At 73.7% G+C, this 6,223-nt stretch carries 5 protein-coding genes; 4 read left to right on the forward strand and 1 reads right to left on the reverse strand.

Translation table 11 applies throughout. The features are described 5' to 3' along the window. Nucleotides 1-132: 132 nt before the first annotated feature. On the reverse strand, nt 133-1,188 hold the full coding sequence (locus ACFW2E_RS39170; protein WP_384474533.1) for a hypothetical protein: 1,056 nt from the start codon (nt 1,186-1,188) through the stop codon (nt 133-135). Nucleotides 1,189-1,373: 185 nt separating this feature from the next. Between ACFW2E_RS39170 and ACFW2E_RS39175 the strand changes: the two genes are divergently transcribed. The 4 genes from ACFW2E_RS39175 to ACFW2E_RS39190 form a co-directional block, all read left to right on the forward strand. Continuing rightward, on the forward strand, nt 1,374-3,182 hold the full coding sequence (locus ACFW2E_RS39175) for a fatty acyl-AMP ligase (RefSeq protein ID WP_384474536.1): 1,809 nt from the start codon (nt 1,374-1,376) through the stop codon (nt 3,180-3,182). Then, on the forward strand, nt 3,179-4,903 hold the full coding sequence (locus ACFW2E_RS39180; protein ID WP_384474539.1) for an acyl-CoA dehydrogenase family protein: 1,725 nt from the start codon (nt 3,179-3,181) through the stop codon (nt 4,901-4,903). The genes ACFW2E_RS39175 and ACFW2E_RS39180 overlap by 4 nt, the downstream gene beginning before the upstream one ends. Nucleotides 4,904-4,959: 56 nt before the next feature. Beyond that, nucleotides 4,960-5,262 carry an acyl carrier protein gene (locus ACFW2E_RS39185; protein WP_384474542.1) on the forward strand — a complete coding sequence of 101 codons (303 nt, stop codon included), beginning with the start codon at nt 4,960-4,962 and terminating at the stop codon, nt 5,260-5,262. Continuing rightward, nucleotides 5,262-6,223 (forward strand): polyketide synthase (locus ACFW2E_RS39190; protein ID WP_384474545.1); only part of this gene is annotated, 962 nt, incomplete at its 3' end. The genes ACFW2E_RS39185 and ACFW2E_RS39190, both read left to right, overlap by 1 nt.

Below are 6,223 nucleotides of genomic sequence, written 5' to 3' on the forward strand. Positions count from 1 at the left end.
CCCACTGGGCGGGACCCGCAGCGCGGGACGCCGGTGGGCCGCCCCCCACCGGCCGCCCGGCGATGCCCCCGCCGGCCCGTTCTTCATGAGCCGTCACCGGCCCGGCCTCGTACGGGCCCGGGCCGCGTCACCTCAGCCGCAGCGCCAGACCGCCGGGAGACGGGGGGACGTGTCGCCGCCCGTCGAGGCGGAGCCCACCAAGGACGAGTCGGCGGCCACCGCGTTCAGGGAACCGGCACCGGAGACGCCTCCCCTGGGGGTGGTGAGCTGCCAGAGTGAGTTCCTTCCGAAACCCAGGATCAGGCCCTGGGCATTGATGTCGACGGCATCCGTGCCGCCGGACAGCTTCTTGACGGAGCCGTCCTTGTCCCAGAGCACGGCGAACTTGTCCAGACTGCCCGTGAGGCCGTGGCCCACCACACGGCCGTTGGAGATGGCCGTCACGGCCGCGTTCGGCGCGCCGGCCGGCAGCGGCAGGGCCTTGGCGACGCCGTCCTTCCAGACGTAGGGGCGCCAGGTGCCGTCGGGGTCGGACTCGGCGGTGACGGCGACCGTGCCGTCCTTGTCGACGCCCGCGACCACGCTGCCGACCGGGAAACCGGCCGGCTCGGTCACGGTGCCCGGCTTGTCGGCGGGCCAGAGATAGACGGTATTGTGGTTCGGGTCCTTGCCGAAGCCGTCGCCGTAGATGTCTCCGTTCTCGGTTATGGCCCGCGCGACAACGCCGTCGGCGCCGGCGGGCACCGGCAGTTTCTCCAGCTTTCCGTCCCGCGTACGGAACGGAATGTCCACACCGTGCGGCCAGCCTTCGTCGGAGCCGCCGGTGAGCTGCCACGCGGAGCCGACGGCGACACCGCCGCCGTTCACGTCGTTGACACTGACGGAGGCCGCACCGCCGGGCACGGTACCGAGGTCGGTGAACGCGCCGCCCGACCAGAGCGCGGCGTGGGGCTCAGCGGTGCCGTTCACGCGGGCGGACACCGTTCCGGCGTAGACGTCGCCGCCCGCGACGGCGGTGACGGTGCCCGAGGCCACGCCGTTCGCCACCGGCAGTGAAGTGGGCCGGTAGGTGCAGGCGGCTGCGGTGTCGCGGGCCTGAGCCGCCTGCGCGGACGGGGCGAGGGCCCCGGATCCCGCCACGGTCAGGGCCGCGGCGGCCAGGGAGGTGGCTACAACTCGTTTGCGCATGACTTCCTCAGGAGAGATGACAGGAACGTCACTCAGTCTTCGCGCCGACCTATATTCGGTCTCTGCTGCGGCTACCAGCCCGCACGCCCGGATGGCGTATGCAAGCGCCCCTTTAGCCCGGCACCGGAAGATCCCTCTGACCTGGGTTCGCGCGCCTTGCGGACCATGCGAGACATGCGAGGGGGATGCAGTTGTCACGCTTCGCCACTTTCACCGACCTCGTCCGGGCGCGGTGCGCCGAGTTCGCGGGCGATGACGTACACATCCAGCTCCGCGACGCGAAGAACGGCCCGGACGCCGAGCGGCTGACGTACGGAGAACTCGACCGCGCGGCCCGCCGCATCGCCGGGGCACTGCGGGCCCACGGGGTCCAGGGACGGCCTGTGCTGCTGATGTACCCGGGGAGCCTGGAGTTCCTGAAGGCGTTCACCGGGTGTCTCTACGCCGGGGCTGTCGCCGTGCCCGCGCCGCTGCCGGACGGGGGCCGCAGGGGGCGGCTCGGACGGAGCTCGGCCATGCTGCGCGACTGCGGAGCGCCCGTGGTCCTCACGGACCGCGCGAGCGCGCCGGACGTCGCCCTGTGGCTGGCGACCGAGGGCCGGGACGACGTCGTGTGCGTGGCGAGCGACGCCCTGGGGGCACCGCAGGAGGACGCGTGGCGGGCGCCCGCGACCGGGCCCGACGACCTCGCCTTCCTGCAGTACACCTCCGGATCCGTGTCCGAGCCGCGCGGCGTGATGGTCACCCACCGGAACCTGATGGCCAACCAGGCGGCGCTGCAGCGGGTGCTGGGGACCACGTCCGGTGACCGGTTCGGGGGATGGCTGCCGCTCTACCACGACATGGGGCTCATCGCGCATCTGCTGCACCCCGTCTGGCTGGGCAGCGCGTCCGTGATGCTCTCGCCGACCTCCTTCATCAAGCGACCCGTGCGCTGGCTAAAGGCCATCGACGAGCACGGCGTCACCATCGGCGGCGGGCCCAACTTCTGCTACGACCACGCCCTGCGACGGGTCACCGACGAACAGCTCGGCCGGCTCGACCTGTCCCGCTGGCGGCTGGCGCTCAACGGCGCCGAGCCCGTGCGCGCCGACACGCTGGACGCGTTCGCCCGCCGGTTCGCGGCCGCCGGACTGCGCGCCGAGGCCATGTATCCGTGCTACGGGCTCGCCGAGGCCACCCTCGTCGTCTCGGGGGGCGTCGGAGGGGAGGCCTACCGGCGGCGCGACGTCGACGCGGCCGCCCTCGCGCGCGACGTCGTGGCGCCCGCCGAGGAGGGCAGGGAGAGCCGGACCCTCGTCAGCAGCGGGCGCGTCACCGACTACGACGTGCGGATCGTCGACCCCGTCGGCTACCGGGAACTGCCCGAGGGGGCAGTCGGGGAGATCTGGCTGCGCGGCGAGAGCGTCGCCGCCGGGTACCACGGGAAGCCGGAGGAGACCGAGGCCACGTTCGGGGCCGTGCTCCAGGGCGGCGAGGAAGGCTTCCTGCGCACCGGGGACCTCGGTGTCCTCGACGACGGGCAGCTGTACGTCACCGGACGGCTCAAGGAAGTCGTCATCCTCAACGGGCGGAACGTGTACCCGCAGGACGTGGAGTACGCCGTCAAGGCACTGCATCCCGCGCTCGCCGCCGGCACCGGTGCCGCGTTCTCCGTGGAGGCGGGGCGCGAGCAGCTGGTCCTCGTGCAGGAGGTCAGGGGAGAACAGCTCGAGGCCCCACAGCTGCGTGAACTGGCTCAGCGCATCCAGGCGTTGGTCGGCAAGGACTTCCACGTGCCCGCGGGCAACGTGCTGCTCGTACGGCCGGGCACCGTGCGCCGCACCACGAGCGGCAAGGTGCAGCGCACCCTCATGCGGCGCGAGTTCCTCACCGGCGAGCTGCACGGGGAGTACGAGGTGCTCGACCCGGCCGTCCGCGCGCTCGTGCGGGCCGGGGACGTACTGCTGGACGAAGGGCTGCTCCAGTCCACCGCCGGCGGTGGCGCGTGGTGACCGTCGCCGCGCCGTTGCGCGAGGCCGAGGCGCAGCGGCGGGTCGCCGCCGTGGAGGAACTGCTCGGCGACCCCGGCGACACGGCCAACCCCCGCGGCTACGCGGCACTGCTGGAGGCCGACCGGGACGCCGTGCGCAGCGAGGCGGCCGAGGACGCGCTCGACCGCTTCGGCATGCATCGCGAGTACGTGCCCGTGGAGCTCGGCGGGCGGCTCGAGTCGATGGACACCCTGGTCCGCGTCATGCGCCCCGTCTTCCGGCGCGACGTGGGTCTCGGCATGGGATACGGGGCCATGTCGTTCATGGCGGCGGCCGACGTGTGGATGGCCGGGACGGAGGGGCAACAGGCCCGGCTCGCCCGGCAGATGCTGAGCGGCTCACGCGCCGCCATCGCCCAGCTGGAGACCGCCCACAGCAACGACTACGTCCGAAGCCAGGTCTCCGCCCGGCGCGGCGCGGACGGCGGGCTGCTGCTCAGCGGCCGCAAACCCGTCATCAACAACCTCGACCGGGCCGACGCGCTCGTGCTGTTCGCCAGGACCGATCCGTCCCCCGGCCGCCGCAGCCACACCGCGCTGCTCGTCGACCCGGCCCGGTTCCCCGAGGGACGGGCCCGGCTGCTGCGCCGGCACACCTCCCTCGGGCTGCGCGGCTGTGTGTTCGGCGGCGTCGACTTCGACGACTGCCCGGTGCCGGACAGTGCCCTGCTCGGGCCCGTCGGCGGCGGGGTGCCGATCGCGCTGCGCTCCTTCCAGATCAGCCGCACGGTCATCTCGTCCATGGTGCTCGCGGCCGTCGACACCAGCCTGCGCACCGCCGTCCGCTTCGACCACGAGCACCGCGGCGGCGGCTGGTCCACCGGCGGCTCCGACTCCCAGCGCACCACCAGCGCGATCACCGGGGCGTTCGTCAACCTGCTGCTGTACGACGCGCTCGCCACGGTCGCCACCCGGGCCATCCACGTCCTGCCCGAGCAGACCAGCGTGTACTCCGCGGCCGTGAAGTACCTGCTGCCCCGCGTCCTCACCGAGACGATGTACGACCTCTCGATCGTGCTCGGCGCCGGGTTCTACACCCGCGAGGGCACGCTCGGGATCTTCCAGAAGCACGTCCGGGACCTGCCCGTTGTCACCCTCGGGCACGCCGGGTCCGTCGCCTGCCAGAGCACCGTGATACCGCAGCTGCCGCGCCTGGCGCGCCGTTCCTGGTTCGTGGCGGAGGAGGCGCCGGCCGGGCTGTTCCGGCCGCGCGACCCGCTGCCGCCGTTCGACGCGGCACGCCTCAGCCTGGCCTGCGGCCAGGACAGCCTCAGTGCCACCCTGCTCGCCGTGGCCGCCGAGACACCGGGCCGCGGTGCCGTCGAGCGGGTGCTGCGCGACCTCGCGCTCGGGCTCGTGGACGAGTTCCGTGACCTGCGCGCCCGGGTGCTCGCACTCGGCCCGGAACCGGGCGCGGCGCCGTTCCCGCTGATGGACCGCTACGCCCATCTGCTCGCCGCCTCCGCGGTGCTCGGCGTCTGGCGGCACAACCAGGACTGCTCCGACCCGTTCCTCGCCGACCCGGCCTGGGCGGCGGCCGCCCTGCACCGCATCGCGCGCCGCCTGGGTGCCCCGGCGCCCGACCTGCCGGCCGAGTGCGAGCTGCGGGTGGGCCACGAAGTGCAGCTGCGCTTCAGCGACCGGCGCAGCTACGACCTCTACGACACCCCGCTGCCGGGATGAGCGCGGCGCATGCCCCCACTCCCGCTCCGGCGAATCCCACCGAAAGGCGTCCGGCCATGAACGTACCGACCACCCGGCCGTCCGGGTTCCCCTCGCCCGATCCCGTCCTGCCGCGCGGCTGGCTGCTCGACCGGGTCGCCCTCTACCTGGGCAGGGACGCGGACACCATCGACCCCACCGTGCCGCTGGCCGAGTACGGCATGGACTCGGTGTGCGCGCTGAGCCTGTGCGGCGACCTGGAGGACGAGTTCGGGCTCGTGGTGGAGCCGACCCTGCTGTGGGACCACCCCACCGTGCAGAGCCTGCTGGGTTTCCTCGCGGCCGAGCTGACGGTCGCCGACGCGCGCGGGCAGCGGTGATGGCGGACGCACCGGCGTTCGGCGACGGCGTGGCGATCGTCGGGATCGACTGCGCCTTCCCGCTCGCGCGGGACCCCGACGCCTACGGGGAGCTGCTGCTGCGTGGCGGCGACGCGATCGGGGACGTACCGGCGCAGCGCTGGGACCCGGCGGCCTTCCCGGCCGCCGACGGGGCGGCCCGCGCCGGGCTCGCGCGCGGCGGATTCCTCGACGACGCCGACGTGTTCGACAACGACTTCTTCTCCGTGCCGCCGCGCGAGGCCGCCGCGATGGACCCGCAGCAGCGGCTGCTGCTGCACTGCGCGTGGCGGGCCGTCGAGGACTCCGGCGTGGCGCCGGGCTCCCTGGCCGGCAGCGGCACCGGCGTCTACGTGGGCGTGATGGGCGGCGAGTGGGGGCGGCTGCACCTCGGCGACTACGACCGGGTCACGCCGCAGCTCGGTGCGGGCAGCAGCGCGGGCATGACCGCGAACCGGATCTCCTACCAACTCGGCTTCACCGGGCCCAGCATGGCCGTCGACACCGCCTGCTCGTCCTCGCTCGTCGCCGTCCACCTCGGGGTCGGGGCGCTGCTGTCGGGGGAGTGCGACACCGTGCTCGCGGGCGGCGTCAACCTCGTCATGTCGCCCGCGCTCGGGCTGGTCTACCACCAGCTCGGGCTCGCCGCGGCCGACGGGCGCTGCAAGCCGTTCAGCGCGCTCGCCGACGGGATCGGGCGCAGCGAGGGCGTCGGTCTCGTCGTACTGCGCCGCCTGGCCGACGCCGTCGCCGACGGGCAGCGGATCTACGCCGTCATCCGGGGGACCGCGGTCAACCAGGACGGCCGCAGCAACGGCATCACCGCGCCCAACCGCTGGTCGCAGGAGCAGGTCGTGGCCACCGCCTGCAGGCGCGCCGGGGTCGAGCCGCGCGAGGTCTCCTTCATCGAGGCGCACGGCAACGGCACCGCGCTCGGCGACAC

The organism is Streptomyces sp. NPDC058964, from assembly GCF_042741275.1.
Taxonomy (GTDB): domain Bacteria; phylum Actinomycetota; class Actinomycetes; order Streptomycetales; family Streptomycetaceae; genus Streptomyces.

Excerpts from the sequence above, each read along its gene's own strand:
- ACFW2E_RS39170 (WP_384474533.1), bottom strand. The coding sequence starts at position 1,188 with ATGCGCAAACGAGTTGTAGCCACCTCCCTGGCCGCCGCGGCCCTGACC.
- ACFW2E_RS39175 (WP_384474536.1), top strand. The coding sequence starts at position 1,374 with ATGCAGTTGTCACGCTTCGCCACTTTCACCGACCTCGTCCGGGCGCGG.
- ACFW2E_RS39185 (WP_384474542.1), top strand. The coding sequence starts at position 4,960 with ATGAACGTACCGACCACCCGGCCGTCCGGGTTCCCCTCGCCCGATCCC.